The following is a 17,260-nucleotide window of genomic DNA, read 5'->3' on the forward strand; positions in this document are numbered from 1 at the left end:
TTGACTAAGCGCTTGCTTAGCATTCATCCCGGCGTTCCCCCTGTCAATGACGCGTGCCCCCGGACCGGCCCGGTCCGGGGGCACGCAGAGATGCACCTTTGTTCAGATGTCGCCGAACTCACCGACGGACGGGGCCATCACGAACGATCACCATGCACAGGAGAGGACGAGGAAATCCGGCCCCTCGGGGTCCTTCGAGTCACGGACGGGCACAAGGCCGGAGCAGGCGGGCGCCGCCTCGACACAATTGCCACCGTTGCCGCTCTAGCAGCTGTAGCACAACGGCACAATCACCCGATGATCGCGAAGAGCCGCCTTCGTAGCTGCTCCTCGAGGTCGAGGTTGTCGCCACGGGTCGTGGTCTGCAGAAGTTCAGTGATGACGACCAGTTCGGCGAACTGCCCAGCCGGCGTGTCGAGGACATGGGCGAGTTGCTGACGGATCCGGGCGGCGATGTCCGGCACCAAAAGACTGTACGAGTGCAAGAGCGCCGCGTCGTACCCGGCAGGCGCAGCGCCCCAGCCCTCCCAATCGAAGACGGTGAGGGCCGGACCTGTGAGGTTGGCCCAGTGCAGGTCACCGTGAGCTGTCGTCCAGGAAGGCACCATCGTGTCGATCGGGATGCCGAGGTACTGGGGCATGGCACGGTCCAGGTATTCCTGTCGGACCGCGACCCGGTCGCTGGGAACGGTGGCGATGGCGTCGAGGGCGGTGCTGAGCCCGTTCCACCAGGCGTCGTCCAGCTCGGGCGCTTCCCGGAGGATCGGCTCGTGGGTGGTGATGGTGGACGCGGTGATCTTGTCGTGGAGCTCCGCCAGGTAACCGTGCTCGCCCTCGGTCCAGGTACGCCGCTCCCACAGGCGCGGCTTGGGTACCGCAGGAGGCATGAGCCGTTCTGCCTCCTGCGGTCCCTCCCAGAGCTTTCCGCCGGCCTTGTCGGCGGGGGCGGACACCAGGCGGAGCCAGCGCTCGCCGGACGCCGTGGCAACCGGGCGGCTGAGGGTACGTCCGCGCCAGCCCCACGCTTCGCGCGAGCCGATCGGCGTTGCGTCGAGCGCCGCTGCTGCCGTGGCGTGCATCTCGCGCATCCGCCTGGCGGTGTCCGGCTCAGGTTCCGAGTACATCAACGACCCTTCGGAGTACGTCCGGAGACAACGGCGGTTGGCCGACGGCTTCGGCGGCCCGCATCCAGTGTTCCGGGTTTCCCGTCGACAGGAGCACGCGCTTCACCCCTGGGGCAGAAGCGACGACGGCGAGGGCGGTCTCGGCAGGGGTCTTGCCAGGGGTGATCAGCTCGGACAGTTCCGGGGTCACCAAGCCAGGGATCTCGCCGCCGTGAAGCGGGGCGGAGGCGAACACCTCCAGTCCCGCATCCAGGGCATCGGCCAACGGGCCGTGTCCGTCGAGAGCCTGGGCGACGGGCGCAAGGTGGACGAGGGAGATCGGGAGCTGGATGGCCCACAGGTGATGATTCGGCCCGCCGGCCTTGGTCGCGAGTTCGACCAGCGTGGGTACGTCGAAGAGCCCGCTGCTGAAGCCGTGCCAGGTTGCCACTCCGTAGGCGCTGATGATCTGTTGGCTGCACGCCTCCTCCAGGGCCAGGAAGGCGTTGTAGAGCCGGCCGGTGATCTCGCCGTCCGGACAGGCGTGCCCTGGGTTGTGCACGAACACCAGGTCAGGTACCCGGCCGAGCATGAGCCTGCTGCGAGCGAGCTGCCAGGTGATGTAGTCCGGGGCGAGACAATGCCCTCGTTCGGCATCCGCTGGGGACAGAGCACCGGCTCGCACACCGATCTGCCTGGCGCCGGCCAGGACGAAGCCCACCTTCGTGGAGACGCACAGGTCCGGGTAGGCAGCCAGCACCACAGCGAGTGACGTCTCCGCCCGGCCCCCTGCGTAGTTGGGCGCTGTGTCCACCCAGTCGGCACCACGGGAGGCGGCCATCAGCGCGGCCTCGGCCACATCGAGGCAGCGGTAGGTGCCGAGGCCCAGCCGGACGGTCATCGTGGGCTTCCGATCGCGGCGGCCTGGCCGTCGACCAGCTCCGTCACGACACCGGCCGCCTGGCCTAGCGTGATGCCTGCGGCCTGAGCGAGATCGGCCAGCCGGTGAGGTTCCCCGTCGGCGAGGAGCGCGAGCATCGGCCCGGCCTTGCCGACGAACGTCCACTCCTCGCCGCCGGCGGTCAGCCGGACGATGCCGTCGGCCACCGCCGTGAGCGCGGGCCGCGTGGCGACCAGGCGAACCTGCAGGTCGCCATCCGGCGGAGCCGCCGTGATGTAGGGCAGTGACGGCGCGAGCCGGGCTCGCTCGGTGGCGTCGCGAGCGGAGGAGAAGCGGGCGAGCAGGCGGTCGTTCTCCAGCTCGGCCGCGATCAGCTTGCCGATCGTGTCGAGGAAGGCACGCTGCTCCTCGGCGGCCCCGAAGCGCGGGATGTCCGCTCGGACGGCCTCGTGGGCGCGCAGCATCTCAGACAGCCATGTGATCAGATCGGCGCCGGTTGTGCTCTGCAGCCCGCACGTGACGTGCAGCGAGTGCTGGCCCTCGGAGGCGGCGACGGCGTGCCACCAGCCCCGAGGCAGATAGAGCACATCGCCGGCGGTGAGGACCAGATCGGCGACGGGCTCCTCGGGCGGCGGTTCCGGCGTTTCTACGTCGCGGTGCATCGGCACCGCGCGGGTGGGGCCGTAGATGCGCCATCGCTTCGCACCGTCGAGCTGGACGACGACCACGTCGTGATCGTCCCAGTGGACGCCGAAGCCCTCGGTACCGGTCCAGGAGGCGTACAGGTTGACCTGCGCGCCGGTCCGCAGCCAGCGCTCCAGCTGGCCGGCCAAAGCACCGATACCGGGGTGGAGGTCATCGACGGCGTCCAGGACCAGCGTGGCCCCTTCGGCGAGACGCTGGTGCAGCTCGGAGGGCTGGAGCTGGTGCCAGACGGTGTTGCGCCGGGTGGTGATCGGCCGGGAGTAGGTGTGCGCGGGCACCTGTTCCCCGTTGGCGGCGAGGCGGAAGCGAGGGGGTTCGAACCGGTGATGGGTCAGGATGGCGTTGAGGTCATCCCAGCTCATCAGCCCGGCGAGCGACGCGGCTTCACCGCGTGCGACCTTGAAGCTGCGGCCGAGCGTCCGGGCGAGGAAGTCATCCCCGCCCAGACGCTCAACCACCGAGAAGTGCTCGGCGGTCATCGTGATTCAGCCGTCAGTCGTTGGTGTCGGTTCGGCCGGTGGAGCCGCCGTCCGACGACTGCTCGCCACGCGAGCGGGCCGCGGCGACCTTCGAACGGGCGACCAGCAGGCCATCGCCCTCCAGCTCGGTGTTGGTCGTCAGGTTCTCGGGCATGAAGCACTCCTTCGGTTTCATGGGGCGGGCCGATTGCCCGGCCCCGTCGTGGGTGCAGCGATGGATCCATTGCCAGGGCAAGCCGTTGGCTAGGAACCTCAGGTGCTTTTGCCGCATGGCTGTTGACCAGCACGGCCACCTGCATCCCCCAAGCCCGCGTCGGGGCGGGAGGAAGTCTTGTCAGGCACTGGTCGGGAGGATGTCCCGTGCCTTCGGGGCCGCAGCCCTCACCAGCGCGGTGAGTCGCTCGTCGCCCGAAACGGCGGAGGTGGTACCGACCTCGAACCAGATCCGTTTGCCGGCGGGGTCCGGCTCGGCGCCCCAGTTCGTCGCGAGCGCTGCCACCAGGAACAGCCCTCGCCCGTCGGTGGCGTCGAGATCAATCCCGCCGACAGCCGGAAGTTCGTGGCCGACGTCCGTCACCTCGACGCGCAGCCGGTCACCGTCCCAGGACACGCACACGACGCACGCGGCGTGAGTGTGGGACACAGCGTTGGTGAGCAGCTCGCTGGACAGCAACTCGACATCGCGGAGCGCGTCCTCCGCGAGCGGCAGGCCCCAACCGCGCACGGCCCGTATCACCCGCCGCCGGGCCGTCGGCACGGCCTCGGCACTGGGCAACACGCGAAAGCCGAACGGGGCGGGGGCAGTGGCCTGCCGGGTGGCGACGGACATGAGCGCGGACCTTTCACCGGGACGAGGTCGGCAGCGGGCCGATTCGCGCCGGGATTCACCCGGCAGGTCTCTACAGAACCGCCTCCAACGCCGATGAACCAGAGCAGAATTGAGGCAGCAACGAGGCATCCGTGCTGCAAACCAGGGCATGACCTGCTCTGTTACTGCGAGACACGAACTGACGTACCTCTGGGGGACATGGGATGGCATCCAAGAGGTCCCGGCTGATCCAGCGCAGGGAGGCGGTCGGCCACACCCAGGAATCCCTGGCCGAAGCCGTCGACGTGGACCGCACGACCGTGGGGCGATGGGAGAGCGGTCGCAGTGCCCCACAGCCCTGGATGCGGCCGAAGCTCGCCCGCGCCCTGAAACTCACGGTCGACCAGTTGGCCGACCTGCTGAAAGCACCGACCACGGCCGTCGAAGATGTTCCCCGTACTGCGCCTGTCCGGCGCACGAACCGCGACATCGATCTCGTTGTGGCCGTGACAGCCGACTCGGCAGAGTCCGCGTGGTTCCTTCGCTTCGCGAGCGCGTCCAACGTGGACGACACGCTGCTCGAACAGATCGACGCGGACATTGCGAGGCTGGCAGGGGACTACGTGAGCAGGCCGGTGTCCGAGCTCTTCCACGACATCGGAACCCTCCGGCGAGGAGTGTTCGACTTACTCCGGGGCCGCCAACACCCCTACCAGGCAAGCCATCTCTACCTGCAGGCCGGACGCCTCTGCGGCCTGGCCACCCATGTCGCCCTCGACCTCGGCCAGTACACAGCTGCGGCCACCCACTCGCGAACGGCCTGGCGCTGCGCGGAGTCAGCCGGCCACAACGGTCTCCGGGCCTGGATCCGATCCGTCCAGTCCCTGATCGCCTACTGGCAGCAGGACCACCGCCAGGCCGCCGAGCTGGCCAGAGCCGGATTGCCGTACGCGGACAGCGGGACGATCGCGGCTCGTCTGCTCAGCCTCGAAGCACGGGCCACCGCCGCCCTCGGCGACACCGAAAGCGCGCTTCGAGCCGTGGAAGCGGCCGAGACGGCTCGGAGCACGGTGGCCGCCGTGGATCTTCCCGGCGTGTTCACGTTTCCCGAGGCCAAGCAGTGGGCCTACGCCGGCACCGCTCTCCTTGCCCTGAACAGCGACCGTCACGTGAACCACGCCATCGCAGCGTCCTCAAGGGCCATCAGTCTGTACGAGTCCGGACCGCGCCAGGAACAGTCCTCCGGCGATCTGCTGGCCGCCCGCCTTGATCTCGCCAACGCCCACCTCGCCCACGGTGACCTCGACGGCGTGCAGGAGAAGCTTTCGGTGGTGCTGGACGCCGCACCGGACCGGCGAACAGCGAGCATCTCCAGCCGCCTTCGGGCCCTGAGCGCTCGTCTTTCCGAGCCTGTCTATGCAGGCTCCCCGATCGTCCTGAGTCTCCGTGAGAATGTCAGAGAAGCCTGCTCTCGACCCGCACTCACGAACCCTCCGGAGCTGCCCCAGTGACGAGCAACACCACACGGCAGGACGCCGCAGTCGCCGATAAATCCATCCTCGCGAACAGCGCCTACGCGGACGGACGCCACCTGGCCGCCCGCCAGTCCATCTACCGGTGGCAGCAGCCACGGTACGACCTGCCCGGGATCGTCGTCGAAGAACTGGCCGGCACAGGCGGGATCGTCCTCGACGTCGGCTGCGGCAACGGCAAGTTCGTCAACCGCCTGCACAAGGACCGGCCGGACCTTCAGGTCGTCGGGATGGACATCTCGGCGGGCATCCTCGCCGACGTCGAGAAGCCGGTCCTGGTGGCCGACGCCCAGGCCCTGCCCGTCGCCGACAACAGCTCCGATGCTGTCCTGGCCCTGCACATGCTGTACCACGTCGGCGACATCGAGGCCACGGTCAAGGAATTGGCCCGCGTCCTCAGGCCCGGCGGCGTGCTCATCGCCTCGACCAACAGCGACACCGACAAGCAAGAGTTGGACCGGCTCTGGGCCCGGGCCGCAGGCGACGTCCTCGGGATTCCCGAGGGGCCGGCACGGGTCTCCCTCAGCTCCCGGTTCTCCCTGGAGAAGGCACCCAGCTACCTCGGAACGACGTTCAAGGACATTCGAGTTCGGAAACTGCCCGGCACCATCGAGCTCACCGACCCCGCACCAGTCGTTGCCCACCTTGCCTCCTATGAGGCGTGGGCCGACCAATGCGGCGTCCCCTTCCACGAGACCGTCGACCGGGCAGCCGCGATCGTCGCCGCCACGATCGCGACCGAGGGGCTGTTCAAAATCACATGTCTCGGCGGATTCCTGGTGTGCCGACTTAGGCAGGTCCCTCCTCCCGCATGTCCGCCGAACAAGTCTTGCCATGAGTGATCGTCAGACATAGTTCAACGTCCGACAGGTGCCTGCCAGTTCAACTCCTTCACCCACACCACTCCAGCCTCGACAGGCACCGGATCGAAGTGTTCTGATGATCGAACTGTCGATCTATTCTCGGAGGTACGGTGCGGGTCTCTCGCGGCACGGCCGGTCTGCTGGCGGTGGGGGTCCTCGCGGCTCTCGCCCTGGCTGCGGGAGGGCCCGACTCCCAGGGCAGACCCACCGCCGCCGGCACGACGCCCGCCGAGAACCCCGCCCCGATCCCGGCCGCCGAGAGCCCGTCCCCATCTCCCTCCCCAACTCCGACCTGGGACGGGCAGGTCAAGGTGCTCGGCGACGGCTCGACCTCCTACACCGGTCCCCAGCCCAAGCAGCCCACCCCCGAGAAGCTCAAACCCGGCGAGAAGCCCCCGCAGTTCGTCGTCTTCTCCTGGGACGGCGCCCTCGAAGGCGACGAGCACCTCTTCTCCCGCTTCCGCGAGCTCGGCGCCGCCAACAACGCCCAGATGACCTACTTCCTCACCGGCATCTACACCCTCCCCAAATCCAAACGCACCCTCTATCAGCCGCCCCAGCACGACCCCGGCTCCGCCTCCATCGACTTCGCCACCGACGCCCACGTCAAGGACACCCTCGAACAGCTACGCCTCGCCTGGCTGGACGGTAACGAGATCGGCACCCACTTCAACGGGCACTTCTGCGGCCCGAACGGCGGCGGCGACTGGACCTCCGACGAGTGGAAGAGCGAGCTCGACCAGGCCGTCTCCTTCGTCGCCAACTGGAAGACCAACACCGGCTACAAAGACCTCCCGCCCCTCCCCTTCGACTACACCAAGGAGTTGGTCGGCGGTCGCGCCCCCTGCCTGGAGGGCCAGCGGAACCTGCTCGTGGCCGAGAAGGCCAGCGGGTTCCGCTACGACGCCAGCTCCAAGGGCGAGTTCCAGGTCTGGCCGATCAAGAAGGAGGGCATCTGGAACTTCCCGCTTCAGTTGCTGCCGTTCCCTGCGAGGTCCTCGCAGGGCCTCTCCATGGACTACAACTTCCTCGCCGGCCAGTCCGGGGACAGCACCAAGGGCGACCCGGCCAAGTACCCGGCCTGGGAGAAGGAGGCCCGGGACAGCTACCTCGCCGGGTTCGAGCGCGTCTACAACGGGAGCCGGGCCCCGCTCTTCATCGGGAACCACTTCGAGACCTGGAACGGCGGCATCTACATGCAGGCCGTCGAGGACGTGATCAAGAGCGTGTGCAAACGCGACGGCGTCCGCTGCGTCTCCTTCCGCCAGGTCGCCGACTGGCTCGACGCCCAGGACCCGAAGGTCCTGGACAGGCTCCGCCAGCTCGACCCCGGACAACCGGCCGACTGGTCCCGCTTCGTGAAGTGACCACCCCCACGGGCGCGCTGCGCGAGAAGTCGGCCTCATCGACTTCTCGCGCACCCAGGCATTCGCTCACCGCCGCGCCAGCGCCAGCACGCTGAGCCCGAACATCGCCACGCCCAACGGCAAGTGGACCGACGGCACGTGCGCGACGCCGAGCACGACCTGGACCGACGCGAGGATCAGGAAGCCCGACGCCTCCCAGACCGGCCGCACCGGGCCACCGCCCGGCTTCCACGCCAGCACCGCCGCCAGCACGTACAGCATCGACGCCCCGTACATCACGCGGGCGCCGACGCTGTGCAGCGTCTCCCCGTAGGACGCGGTCAGCAGCAACCCGGCGGAGGCGGCCTGCAGGAAGATCGTCAGGGTCTGGAGCGCGATCGCGATCCGCACCAACGGGAACGTACGCCGCACGGGAGTCGTCTGCGTCGCCATGTCTCGGTCCTCTCTTCAGTAAGGTCTCACGAACACGACGACACAGGCCCGGGAAAGGTAAGGCCGAAGACCATGGGATCGGCACAGGACGGCATAGCCGGCGAGCGGCGCCAACTGCTCAACATCGCCTACCGCTTGCTCGGCTCCCTCGCCGAGTCCGAGGACGCCGTCCAGGAGGCCTACGCCCGCTGGTACGCGCTGCCGGGCGGCCGGCGCGACGAGATCGTGTCCCCCGGCGCGTGGCTGACGACCGTGACCGGCCGCATCTGCCTGGACGTGCTCGGCTCGGCGCGGGCCCGCCGTGAGCGGTACGTCGGCGCCTGGCTGCCGGAGCCGCTGCCCGACCGTCCCCAGCGCGAGAACGGCCAGGAGAGCCTCGCCGACCAGATCGTCCTCGACGAGTCGGTGGCCATGGCCTTCCTCGTCGTCCTGGAGTCGATGACGCCCGCCGAGCGGGTGGCGTTCGTCCTGCACGACGTCTTCCGCTACCCCTTCGCCGAGATCGCCGGCGTCCTCGGCCGTACCCCCGCGGCCTGCAAGCAACTGGCGGCCTCCGCCCGGCGACGGGTGGGCGCAACGCCCGCCCCCGCGACGGCCACCGGGCAGGCCGACACCATCCGCCGCCTCAAGAAGGCCTGGGAGGACAAGGACGTCGCCGCCCTCGTCTCCGTGCTCGACCCCGCCGCCGTGATGACCGCCGACGGCGGCGGGCTGGTCGGCACCGTCCTGCGCCCGGTCGAGGGCGGCGCGCAGATCGCCCAATACATGCTCGCCATCGCCGACAAGGCGCCGGGAATGGAGCTCCTGGAGCGGTCGGTCAACGGCGTGCCCGGCCTGGTGGCCCGGCGCGACGGCGTCGTCATGACGGTGGCGTCGTTCGACGTCGCCGACGGCCGGGTCACCCGGATCTGGGCGGTCCGCAACCCGGAGAAGCTCGGGCCCTGGGGTCTGTAGGCCCTACCCGGCCGCCTTCATGAACGACGTCCAGATCCGCGCCGGCAGCTCGGAGTCCAGGGTGTCCGGGGCAGCCCCGCCGAGGCCCTCCAGAGAGAGCAGCTTCATGTCCTTCAGGTCCGCCCGGAACACCGTCACCGCCGTCGACACACGCGCGTTGTAGCCGACGAACCACCCCGCCGTACGGTCCACGGTGGTACCGGGCTTCGCCGCCACGTCCGGGCCGGCCTCCGCGGCCGCCTGCGCGCTGCCGCCACGAACCGCGCCCTTCAAGGCCGCGTCGACCTCCCCCGCCGCAGCCACGCTCAGCGCCTGGACGGCCGTCGGCAGCCGCAGCGCGAGCACCTCCCCGTTGCGGGTGATCCGCAGCACCGGGTAGGGGTCGGTGCGGCTGCCCTTCGCCCCGAAGGCGGCGTACGCGTCGGCGGCCCTGATCGCGCTCGGCGTGGAGTTGCCGACGCCGAAGGCCGGCACGAGCTCGCCCATGCTGCCCGGGAGGAGGCCCAGGTCCGTGGCGGTCTGCTGCACCCGGTCCAGGCCGACGTCCATGGCGAGCTGCGCCATCGGCCCGTTGACGGACTGCTCGATCGCGCTCCGCAGGCTCACCGGGCCCCAGCTGCGCCCGCCGTCGTTGGCGGTCTTGGCGGTCTTCCCGTCCCGCCCCCAGTACGGCCCCTCCGGGGTCATGACGTTCACCCCGTGGTCGCCGTTGTAGACGGTGGCCGGCGTCACCGGCGAGCGGCTGCCGCCGCGCTGGCGCTGCACGCCCTGGCCGAGCCCCGCCGCGTACACCAGCGGGGTGAAGGCCGAACCCATCGGCACCGACGAGGCGTTGGCGTTGTCGTACCCCTGCTTCAGGTAGTCCGGGCCGCCGTACAGCGCGACCATCCGCCCGTCCGGGGCCACCGACGCGGCGCCGACCTTCAGCAGCTTGTCGGCCTCGCGGGCGTTCGGGTCGATGCCCTTCGTGGCCTCCTGCACGGCCGCCGCCAGCGCGGTGACCCGCGGCTTCTCGAAGGTGGTGAAGATCTGGTGGCCGCCGAGGTCGAACTGCGCCGGGGTGATGTCGCTGTGGCCCTCGACGTAGGCCCTGGCCATGTCCACCAGGTAGCCGACCTGGCCGCTCAGCCCCGCCGCCTTCGGCTGGGGCCTCGGTTCGGGGAACTCCGTGTAGCCGGCGCGCTCGGCGGCGGACAGCTTTCCGGCCTTCACCATCCGGTCCAGGATCCAGGACCACCGGTCCTCGGCGCGCTCGCGGTTCTCCTCGCCGAGCGCCGGATCGAACTGCCCCGCCCCCTTCAACAGGGCCGCCAGGAAGGCCCCTTCGCTCGGGTTCAGCTGCGAGACGTCCTTGCCGTAGTACGCGGCGGCGGCCCGTTCGATGCCGTAGCTGCCGCGCCCGAACCAGCTGGTGTTCAGGTAGCCGGCCAGGATGTCCCGCTTGCTCATCCGCTGGTCGAGCTTGATCGCGATGACGGCCTCGCGGAGCTTGCGGGACATGGCCTGGCGCTGGTTCAGGTAGCTGTTCTTGACGTACTGCTGGGTGATGGTCGAGCCGCCCTGGGTGTCGCCGCCGGTGGCCATCGAGACGACCGCCCGGCCGATGCCCGAGAGCGAGATCCCCGGATCCGAGTAGAAGGTCTCGTTCTCCGCGGACAGCACCGCCCACTGCACCGGCTCCGGCACCCGGTCGAGCGGCACCTCCTGGCGGTTGGTCTCGCCGATCCTGGCCATCTCGGTGCCGTCCGCCCAGTAGTAGACGTTGTTCTGCTGGGTGGCGAAGGCGTTGAGGTCCTCGGGCACCTCGGTGGTCGCGTAGAGCCAGGCCGCCAGCGCCGTGACCGTCACCGCTCCGGCACCGGTGAGCAGGAGCAGCTGCCGCCAGGACGGCAGCCAGCGGCGGATCCCGCGCCGGCCCCGGCGCGGGTAGTCGGGCCGCCGTAGCGGGTGCCGTCGTCGGCGCCCCGTCTGGTCCTCGTCGCCCCCGCCGTTGCCCCCGCCCTTGCCCCCGACCCTGTGTAAACGCACAGCCCGGTCTCCGATCTGTCGGTGGATGCAGTCCCCGTCAAAGGGGTAGACGCCTGCGGGACCGCGCCAGGACGCCACCAAATCGGTGTGATCATGTTCATACCGCACACGACCGCTCGCGTTGAACCACCGCCGAGCCACCGCCGTACCCGGCGCCGAACCGCCACCGTCGGCGCCCCGCGCCGCGCCTGACCTGGACGACCGCCAGAATGACCCCATGAGGTTGATCCACACCGTGGCCGGCGTGCTCGTGCTCCTGCTCGTCATCGGCAGCATCCTGCGCACGCTCGTCGTACCCCGCGGCCTGTACTCGGCGCTCGTCTTCCGGCTCTGGGCCGCGCTCCGGCTGCTGCTGCGCGTCTGGGCCGCGCCCTTCGGCACCTACCGGGCGCAGGACCGGGCACTGACCTGGCTCGCGCCGCTCGTGTTGCTGGGCATGCTCGGGGTGTGGCTCAGCGGGATGCTGCTCGCGTACACGCTGCTGCTGCACGGCACGTCGGAGCTCGACTGGTCGGTCTCGTTCCGCGAGGCCGGATCCAGCCTCTTCACGCTCGGCTTCGCCAGCGGCGACCGCCTGCACCTGTCCGTGATCGACTTCATGGCCGCCTCCAGCGGCCCGCTCGTCATCGCGCTGCAGATCGCCTACCTGCCCACCCTCTACGCCGCCTACCAGCGGCGCGAGACCGAGGTGACGCTGCTCCAGTCCCGGGCCGGCGAGCCCGCGTGGGGCCCGGAGCTGCTGGCCCGGCAGTCCCTCGTCGACACCGAGACGGCCCTGCCGCAGCTCTACCGGGACTGGGAGCGGCTGGCCGCCGACATCGGCGAGAGCCACTCCAACTACCCGGTGCTGCTCTCCTTCCGCTCCCCGCAGCCCAACCGCAGCTGGGTCGTCGGCCTGATCGCCGTCATGGACGCCGCCGCCCTCCACCTCGCCCTCTGCCCGCGCTCCGCACCGCCCGAGGCCCGCCTGGTGATCCGCGCCGGCTTCACCGCCATGCGCGACATCGCGCGCGCCCTGCGCGTCGACTTCGACGCCGACCCGGACCCGGCCACCCCGATCCGCCTCACCTACGCCGAGTACATCGGCGCCGTCGCGATGATCACCGCCGCCGGGTTCACCCGCGAGCGGCCGGTCGAGGACGCCTGGCGCCACTTCAACGGCTGGCGCGTCAACTACGAGGCCCTCGCCTACGAGCTCGCCCGGCGCAGCGACGCCGTCCCCGCCCTGTGGTCCGGCCCCCGCGACTTCCGCGCCCCCGTCATCCCCCCGACCCGCCCCGCCGACCGCCGCCCCGACCAGGCCGGGCCCGGCCTGCCCCCGGCCTGACGGCGGCTCGCCGGCCGCGTCGAGAAGGTGCCCTGCCCGGCCGGGCGGCGACGCCGGCCGGGCAGGGGCGGGATGGGAGGTCAGGCCGGGCAGGGGCGGGATGGGAGGTCAGGCCTGGCGGGTCTGGGCCCAGGTGTAGAGGTGGCGGGCACTGTCACCGAAGCGCGTGGCGTAGAGCGTGTTGGTCTGCCCGCCCGCGAGGTCCTCGCTGGTGGTGGTGACGCCGACGACGGTGCCGACGCCGGTGCGCGTGTCGAAGCGGGCCAGATGCGGGCCGCCGCTCGCTCCGTGGGACATGTCGCAGGACTCGCCCCACAGGAGGGGGGCCTTGGGGCCGGGGCGGGCCGGTCCGGCGCAGTGGATCATCCGGGATCCGGCGTATTTGGCGGCGGGGTTGTTGAGCCGGTCCTTCGGGTACCCGAAGGTGTGGATGAACTCCCCGTCGACGGGCCTGGTGAACGCGATCCGCTGGGCTCCCGTGACGTCCGCGATGCGCCGCCCCTCGGCCGAGGGGTTCGCCACCAGGACTCCCGTGTCGTGGCCGGCCACGGCGACGTCGCTCGACGTCGTCGTGCCCGGGTCGGCGTCCCAGCGGGCGGAGGTGGCCATGCTCCTGATGCTGAAGCCGCCGAGCGGCTTGGTGCCGTTGCGGTAGCCGGGCACGAAGTAGACGTTGTGCCGCCAGGTGCCGTCGGCGGCGGAGGGGCCGACGCCCCGCAGGCAGTGCGCCGCCGTGACGACGGTGCTGCGGTTGGCGCTCTCGACGACCGTCGCCGTGCAGCTGCCGTCGTAGCCGTCGGAGAAGGTGAAGAAGAGCCGCCCGACGCTCCCGTTCACCGCCCCTCCGTGCGTCCAGGTCGCTCCGGGATCCAGCGTGTTCGGGGGAAGCGGCAGCTGATCGTCGGGCGTGTTGTCGTCCTCGGGCACGGGGGTGATCTCGGGGACCACCGCGCCCGCCAGCTTCATCCGGGCCGGGGTCCAGTAGGCGTCGATCCGGCTCCGCTCCTGGTCGGTCGTGGCTCCGGCGTGCGTCGCGATGGGCTCCGGTTCCGCGGCGTGGGCGGCGGCCGGCAGCAGGACGGCCGCCGCCGTGGCCGCGCTCAGCAGGAGGGCTCCCGCGGCGGCGAGGTTGCGGGGGAATGCTCGGTGTGCGGCTGACATCGTTGCCATTCTCGGTAGGGTCCGGTTCGTTTCGGGGGACGGTCGTGATCAGGCGACGGGTGCGGCTTCGGCGGCCCGGTACAGCGGCTCCGTGATCGCGGAGGTGAACTGCGGACCGACGAGGTGCCGGGTGCAGGAGGCGGTGCCGCGCTCGCACACCCGGCCCGAGGAGTCGAAGAAGGCGCCCTGGGTGTTGTCGCCCACGACGGTGCCGATCCCCGAGGACGGGTCGAAGTCGGCGACGCGGGGACCGCCGCTGGAGCCGCCGCCCATCACGCAAGGGGCGCCCCACTCGCCCCGGGGCTCCGGGTGCTCCTTGGTACCGGGGTACTCACGGGTCCGACCCGCGCAGTGGGCGAGCCTGGCCCCGGTGAACTCGGGCAGACCCGCGCGCGAGGGGTCGCCCGAGGCCTCGCGCGGGTAGCCGAACTGGTGGACCGACGCGTTGCCCGGCCGGTCGAAGCCGATGCGCTGTGCGGCACCGACGGCGTCCTGCACGCGCTGGCCCGCGGCGTTGCCGTTCAGGACCAGGAACGCCTGGTCGTACGCGTCGAACTTCAGGCCGTTCTGCTGGTCGTTGAGGAGCCAGGTGGCATCGGCGACCCCGGCGCGCGCGACGAACCTGCCGTACGGCGCGAGGCCGTCGTGGTAGCCCGGGACGAACATCTCGTTCGACAGCCACTCGTCGTTCTCACCGAGGAGGTCGGTGCTGTTGACGCAGTGCGCCGCCGTGACGACGGTGCTGCGGTTGGCGCTGTTCACGACGGTCGCGGTGCAGCTCTCGTCCTCGCCGTGGTTGGTGAAGAAGAGCCTGCCCACCGTCCCGCTCAGGGTGGCGGCACCGGTCCACGGGGCTCCGTCGGGGCCGCTCCTGGGCGGGTTGCCGGACGACGGCTGGGTCAGGGCGGCGATCCGCGCCGGGGTCCAGTAGTCCAGGACGGCTTGCTGCTGCGCGGCCGTGACCGCCTCCGGATGGACGGCCACCCGGCTCGTGGCGGCCCCGTCCTCCGGCACCGCCCCTGCGGACGGGGCCAGCGCGAGGCCGGCGGCCAACACGACTGCGGTCAGGGCGGCTTGGGTGCACGCTCGGCCGGGGGTCCGGCTGCGGCGAAGGCGATTCCGGCAATCGGTATGTGACATGTGCGGCACTGTAGGGACGGGACATCAGGTTCTCGTCTGGACCGCGTTTCATCCCTTCATCGGTCACATCAGTTTCCTGTGACGACGTTTCATTCTCGTATCGGCGACCGGGGCCGTCCTCGTCCCCGCAAGCCCCGCCGGGCACCGGCCGGACGAGGTCCGGCAGCGGATCGACGTCCTTCGCGAGGAGTCCCACGGTCCGCCGTGGGCCGCATCTCGTGAGCAGGCAAAATGAGGGTCATTACTGGGTAAAGAACTTCACCCCTTATGATCGCCGCGTGAATCACGAGGTCATCGACGGAATACCAGTCCTGTGGGCCCCCGCGCCCGGCCCGCTGGAGGCCGAGCTCATCTTCGGGTGCGGGGCGCGGGACGAGACGCTGCGCACGCTCGGGGTGGTCCACCTCGTGGAGCACCTGGCGATGAGCACGCTGCCGCGGCTCCACCACGACCACAACGCGTCCGTCGACCTCGAACTCACCCGGTTCACGTGTTCCGGGCAGCCCGAGCAGGTCGTGGACTACCTGGGCCGGGTGTGCGCCGCGCTGAGCGAGCTGCCGCTGGACCGCATCGACCGGGAGGCCGGGGTCCTGGAGGCGGAGGACGGCCGGGTCGCCGTCCCCCAGACCGCCGAGCTGCTCTCGCACCGGTACGGCGTCCAGGGCCTCGGGCTCGCCGCCTACCGCGGGCCGGGCGCCGACCGGATCACCGTCGAGGCCGTCCAGGACACGCTGTTCCGGTACTTCCACGCCGGCAACGCCGTCCTCGTCCTCACCGGCCCGCCGCCCGCCGGGCTGCGCCTGCCGCTGCCCGCCGGCGCGCGGCCCGACCGCGCCCGGACCCGGCCCGCGCTGCTCAGCGGCCGGTCCTGGCGCCAGGAGGACGTCCCCGGGCCCGGCATCGCGCTGCACGGCGCACTGGCGGACGCCGCCCTCATGGCGGCCGTCGCCGTGTTCGCTCAGCGCCTGCGCGACAGCGCCCGGCACGCCTTGGGCCTCACCTACGACGTCGGCGGCAGCCTCGACAACGCCGGCGCGGCCACCGGCGAACACACCGTCTACCTCGACGCCCGCGAGGGCCAGGAACAGACCGTCAGCGAGCTGCTCTGGCACGAGGCCCTGCGGCTCGCCCGCGACGGCGTCACCGAGGCCGAACTCGCCGAGGAGCGCGAGGGCATGCGCGAGGTCTGGACCGACCCGCGCAACACGATCGCCGAACTCGGCCACGCCGCCGCCCGGTCGCTGTTCGGCGAGACCTACCGCGACGCGGCCGCGCGCCTCGACGCCCTCGCCGCCGTCACCCCCGACCGGGCCCGCCGGGCGTTCGCGGACGCGCTGCGCACCGCCCTGCTCGTCGTGCCCTGCGGCGTCGAGGTCTCCCCCGTCCTGCCCGACGGCACCCCGGTGCCCCGCCACCGCTGCACCCACCACACCGAACTGCCCGCCGACGGCGAGGTGTTCAAGCCCCCGCTGGCCGACCGGCTGCGCTACTCGGCGGCCCGCAAGACCCGGTTCGTCGTCAACCACGCCGGGGTGTGGGCGCGCGAACCCGACGGCGAGATCCACCACGTGCCGTTCGACGACATCGCGGCCGTCGAGGTGCGCGGTCCGGCCCGGATCGTGTACGGGCACAGCACCTGCTTCGTGCCCGTCGTTCCCGACCTGATCGGCGACATCGGCGCGGCCGCGCGGGCCATCGACGCCGCCGTCCCGGCGCACCTCGTCTACCACGCCTCCGCGCTGCGCAGCGCCGACTGACGGCGCCGACCGACCAGCACCGACTGACCGGTCCCGACCCGACCGGCGCCGACCGCCACCGACCCGACCATCACTTCCGAGGATCCACCGTGCCCACGTACGCCGCCATCACCTCCGCCCCCTCCGAACAGGTGCTCACCGCCCTCGCACGAGGCAAGCGCGGCGGCTACCTCTACCGGGGACCGCAGGGCACCGGCCTGCTGTTCGACCCGCCGAAGCCGCGCTTCGGCCGGATCAGCCGCAGCCGCATCATGGACCCGGCCTGGATGCTCGCCGTCGACTCCAAGACGACGGTGTGGCTGCTGGAGGACGCCGAGTGGGGCCTGTGCGTCACCGTCTGCTTCCCCGGCGGCGGGTACGAGAACATGGGCTGGGCCCGCGACTGGACCCCGCCGGCCGACCCGGCCGAGTACGCCGCCCACCGGACCGACTGGGACTCCTACTGCGGGAAGATCGCGCGCAAGGCCGGCCTCGCCGACCCGGCCGCGCTCGCCGCACTGCGCAACGACCCGGCGCCGGACGGCAGTCGGACCTCCGGGGAGGAGCTGATGCGCCGCCTGTGCGAGCTCGTCGGCGCGCCGACCGCGGTGATCGGCCAGTCCCTCGGCCTCCAGGCGGGTCCCGCCGGGCGGGACTTCGTCCGCTTCGAGGCCAAGGGACGGTAGGCCAAGGGACGCTGGGCCAAGGGACACTGGCCCGCCGG

At 71.1% G+C, this 17,260-nt stretch carries 16 protein-coding genes and 1 pseudogene; 7 read left to right on the forward strand and 10 right to left on the reverse strand.

Features of this window, described 5'->3' with window-relative positions:
• Positions 1-147: 147 nt before the first annotated feature.
• The 6 genes and pseudogenes from ACFVU9_RS16970 to ACFVU9_RS16995 form a co-directional block, all read right to left on the reverse strand.
• Positions 148-252 (reverse strand): annotated as a pseudogene (locus ACFVU9_RS16970) (DUF397 domain-containing protein); the annotation flags it as partial.
• 38 nt (positions 253-290) lie between these two features.
• Positions 291-1,088, reverse strand: a complete 798-nt coding sequence (locus ACFVU9_RS16975) for a hypothetical protein (RefSeq protein ID WP_387593985.1) — start codon at positions 1,086-1,088, stop codon at positions 291-293.
• Between the two features lie 19 nt (positions 1,089-1,107).
• Entirely contained in the window at positions 1,108-2,004 is an 897-nt protein-coding gene (locus ACFVU9_RS16980; protein ID WP_387593987.1) for an aldo/keto reductase, read from the reverse strand.
• Positions 2,001-3,188 (reverse strand): cupin domain-containing protein, encoded by a 1,188-nt coding sequence (locus ACFVU9_RS16985; RefSeq protein ID WP_387593989.1) that lies wholly within the window; start codon positions 3,186-3,188, stop codon positions 2,001-2,003. Before ACFVU9_RS16985 ends, ACFVU9_RS16980 begins: the two co-directional genes overlap by 4 nt.
• 13 nt (positions 3,189-3,201) lie before the next feature.
• A complete protein-coding gene (locus ACFVU9_RS16990) occupies positions 3,202-3,342 on the reverse strand; it encodes a hypothetical protein (protein ID WP_380494888.1) in 141 nt (46 codons plus the stop codon).
• Positions 3,343-3,522: 180 nt separating this feature from the next.
• Positions 3,523-4,017: an ATP-binding protein gene (locus tag ACFVU9_RS16995; protein WP_380494890.1), complete on the reverse strand. Its 495-nt coding sequence runs from the start codon at positions 4,015-4,017 to the stop codon at positions 3,523-3,525.
• A 203-nt stretch (positions 4,018-4,220) separates the two neighbouring features.
• On the opposite strand from ACFVU9_RS16995, the gene ACFVU9_RS17000 reads away from it, so the two are divergent.
• The 3 genes from ACFVU9_RS17000 (at position 4,221) to ACFVU9_RS17010 (ending at position 7,758) form a co-directional block, all read left to right on the forward strand.
• A complete protein-coding gene (locus tag ACFVU9_RS17000) occupies positions 4,221-5,507 on the forward strand; it encodes a helix-turn-helix transcriptional regulator (RefSeq protein WP_387593991.1) in 1,287 nt (428 codons plus the stop codon).
• Complete coding sequence (locus ACFVU9_RS17005) at positions 5,504-6,370, forward strand: class I SAM-dependent methyltransferase (RefSeq protein WP_387593992.1); 867 nt, start codon at positions 5,504-5,506, stop codon at positions 6,368-6,370. The genes ACFVU9_RS17000 and ACFVU9_RS17005 overlap by 4 nt, the downstream gene beginning before the upstream one ends.
• A 131-nt stretch (positions 6,371-6,501) precedes the next feature.
• On the forward strand, positions 6,502-7,758 hold the full coding sequence (locus tag ACFVU9_RS17010; protein WP_387593994.1) for a hypothetical protein: 1,257 nt from the start codon (positions 6,502-6,504) through the stop codon (positions 7,756-7,758).
• Positions 7,759-7,824: 66 nt separating this feature from the next.
• Here the strand turns inward: ACFVU9_RS17010 and ACFVU9_RS17015 are convergent, their stop codons facing one another.
• The gene (locus ACFVU9_RS17015; RefSeq protein ID WP_387593996.1) at positions 7,825-8,190 is read right to left on the reverse strand and encodes a hypothetical protein; all 366 of its coding nucleotides are present in this window, start codon (positions 8,188-8,190) and stop codon (positions 7,825-7,827) included.
• 72 nt (positions 8,191-8,262) lie between these two features.
• Between ACFVU9_RS17015 and sigJ the strand changes: the two genes are divergently transcribed.
• Complete coding sequence (sigJ, locus tag ACFVU9_RS17020; RefSeq protein ID WP_387593998.1) at positions 8,263-9,144, forward strand: RNA polymerase sigma factor SigJ; 882 nt, start codon at positions 8,263-8,265, stop codon at positions 9,142-9,144.
• 3 nt (positions 9,145-9,147) lie between these two features.
• Here the strand turns inward: sigJ and ACFVU9_RS17025 are convergent, their stop codons facing one another.
• Complete coding sequence (locus tag ACFVU9_RS17025) at positions 9,148-11,172, reverse strand: transglycosylase domain-containing protein (RefSeq protein ID WP_387594000.1); 2,025 nt, start codon at positions 11,170-11,172, stop codon at positions 9,148-9,150.
• 217 nt (positions 11,173-11,389) lie between these two features.
• Between ACFVU9_RS17025 and ACFVU9_RS17030 the strand changes: the two genes are divergently transcribed.
• The gene (locus ACFVU9_RS17030; RefSeq protein ID WP_380444034.1) at positions 11,390-12,499 is read left to right on the forward strand and encodes a hypothetical protein; all 1,110 of its coding nucleotides are present in this window, start codon (positions 11,390-11,392) and stop codon (positions 12,497-12,499) included.
• Positions 12,500-12,607: 108 nt separating this feature from the next.
• Here the strand turns inward: ACFVU9_RS17030 and ACFVU9_RS17035 are convergent, their stop codons facing one another.
• Together ACFVU9_RS17035 and ACFVU9_RS17040 are read right to left on the reverse strand one after the other, a co-directional pair.
• The gene (locus ACFVU9_RS17035; RefSeq protein WP_387594002.1) at positions 12,608-13,660 is read right to left on the reverse strand and encodes a trypsin-like serine peptidase; all 1,053 of its coding nucleotides are present in this window, start codon (positions 13,658-13,660) and stop codon (positions 12,608-12,610) included.
• A gap of 48 nt (positions 13,661-13,708) precedes the next feature.
• Positions 13,709-14,716 (reverse strand): trypsin-like serine peptidase, encoded by a 1,008-nt coding sequence (locus ACFVU9_RS17040; RefSeq protein ID WP_387594004.1) that lies wholly within the window; start codon positions 14,714-14,716, stop codon positions 13,709-13,711.
• 362 nt (positions 14,717-15,078) lie between these two features.
• Here ACFVU9_RS17040 and ACFVU9_RS17045 point away from each other — a divergent pair, with 362 nt between their 5' ends.
• Positions 15,079-16,557: an insulinase family protein gene (locus tag ACFVU9_RS17045; RefSeq protein WP_387594005.1), complete on the forward strand. Its 1,479-nt coding sequence runs from the start codon at positions 15,079-15,081 to the stop codon at positions 16,555-16,557.
• An 89-nt stretch (positions 16,558-16,646) separates the two neighbouring features.
• On the forward strand, positions 16,647-17,222 hold the full coding sequence (locus ACFVU9_RS17050) for a hypothetical protein (RefSeq protein ID WP_387594007.1): 576 nt from the start codon (positions 16,647-16,649) through the stop codon (positions 17,220-17,222).
• The last annotated feature ends 38 nt before the right edge of the window (positions 17,223-17,260 follow it).

Origin of the sequence: Kitasatospora sp. NPDC057936 (assembly GCF_042887525.1) — a bacterium.
In the GTDB taxonomy this organism is placed as follows: domain Bacteria; phylum Actinomycetota; class Actinomycetes; order Streptomycetales; family Streptomycetaceae; genus Kitasatospora.

Excerpts from the sequence above, each read along its gene's own strand:
- ACFVU9_RS17030 (WP_380444034.1), top strand. The coding sequence starts at position 11,390 with ATGAGGTTGATCCACACCGTGGCCGGCGTGCTCGTGCTCCTGCTCGTC.
- ACFVU9_RS16990 (WP_380494888.1), bottom strand. The coding sequence starts at position 3,342 with ATGCCCGAGAACCTGACGACCAACACCGAGCTGGAGGGCGATGGCCTG.
- ACFVU9_RS16985 (WP_387593989.1), bottom strand. The coding sequence starts at position 3,188 with ATGACCGCCGAGCACTTCTCGGTGGTTGAGCGTCTGGGCGGGGATGAC.
- ACFVU9_RS16980 (WP_387593987.1), bottom strand. The coding sequence starts at position 2,004 with ATGACCGTCCGGCTGGGCCTCGGCACCTACCGCTGCCTCGATGTGGCC.
- ACFVU9_RS17035 (WP_387594002.1), bottom strand. The coding sequence starts at position 13,660 with ATGTCAGCCGCACACCGAGCATTCCCCCGCAACCTCGCCGCCGCGGGA.
- ACFVU9_RS17000 (WP_387593991.1), top strand. The coding sequence starts at position 4,221 with ATGGCATCCAAGAGGTCCCGGCTGATCCAGCGCAGGGAGGCGGTCGGC.
- sigJ (WP_387593998.1), top strand. The coding sequence starts at position 8,263 with ATGGGATCGGCACAGGACGGCATAGCCGGCGAGCGGCGCCAACTGCTC.
- ACFVU9_RS16995 (WP_380494890.1), bottom strand. The coding sequence starts at position 4,017 with ATGTCCGTCGCCACCCGGCAGGCCACTGCCCCCGCCCCGTTCGGCTTT.
- ACFVU9_RS17015 (WP_387593996.1), bottom strand. The coding sequence starts at position 8,190 with ATGGCGACGCAGACGACTCCCGTGCGGCGTACGTTCCCGTTGGTGCGG.
- ACFVU9_RS16975 (WP_387593985.1), bottom strand. The coding sequence starts at position 1,088 with ATGCGCGAGATGCACGCCACGGCAGCAGCGGCGCTCGACGCAACGCCG.